At 73.4% G+C, this 801-nt stretch carries 1 protein-coding gene; it reads left to right on the forward strand.

Going from position 1 to position 801, the window contains the following annotated elements:
- Nucleotides 1-97: 97 nt before the first annotated feature.
- Nucleotides 98-801 (forward strand): sensor domain-containing protein (locus tag HPT28_RS26410; protein WP_219094489.1); only part of this gene is annotated, 704 nt, incomplete at its 3' end.

Here is an 801-nt window from a genome sequence, read left to right on the forward strand (position 1 = left end):
CCACTCCCCCCACGGCGGACCCACCACCATCACCGCAGAACTCCCCTGGCGGGACGCCGAACCCGGCCGCCGCCCGGGATCGTCGGAAGGCTGACCCATGCAGTTCCTGCGCGCCCCCTTCTCCGCCCGCGCCTGGCGGGAGTTCGCCTACGTCCTGACGAGCCTGCCCGTGGCCGTCCTGCTCTTCTCGACCCTCGTCACGCTGGTGGCCACGAGCGCGGGGCTGCTGGTGACGTTCGTCGGCGTCCCACTCCTCGCGGTGACGCTGCTGATCGCCCGGGGCTTCGGTGCCCTGGAGCGGACCCGGGCCCGGCTGCTGCTGGACCTGGACGTGCCGGCACCGGAACCGATCAGGCCGGCGCACGGCCGGAGCGGGCTGACGGCGAGGACCGTGGCCGTGCTCAAGAGCGGCTCGTCCTGGCGGCACGTGCTGTACGGGCTGGTGCAGTTCCCGTGGGCCGTCTTCGCGTTCTGCGCCGGGCTGACGGTGTGGTCGTGCGGCTGGGGCATGGTCACGTACCCGCTGTGGGCGTGGTCGCTGCCGGAGGACGGGAAGGCTCAGCTGGGCGAGAACTCCGACGGTGACCCGATCTACGTGGACAGCCCCCTGGAATACGCGGCCGTGTGCGCGCTCGGGGTGCTGATCGTCCTGCTGCTGCCCTGGTGGCTGCGGGCGCTCACCGCCGTCGACCGGCAGCTGGTGGGCGCGCTGCTGGGACCGTCCCGGCTCGCGGAGCGGGTGTGGGCGCTGGAGGAGAACCGGGCGGTGGTGACGGACACCGCCAGCGCGGACCTGCGCCG

It is taken from the genome of Streptomyces sp. JJ38 (assembly GCF_019303475.1).
In the GTDB taxonomy this organism is placed as follows: Bacteria; Actinomycetota; Actinomycetes; order Streptomycetales; family Streptomycetaceae; genus Streptomyces.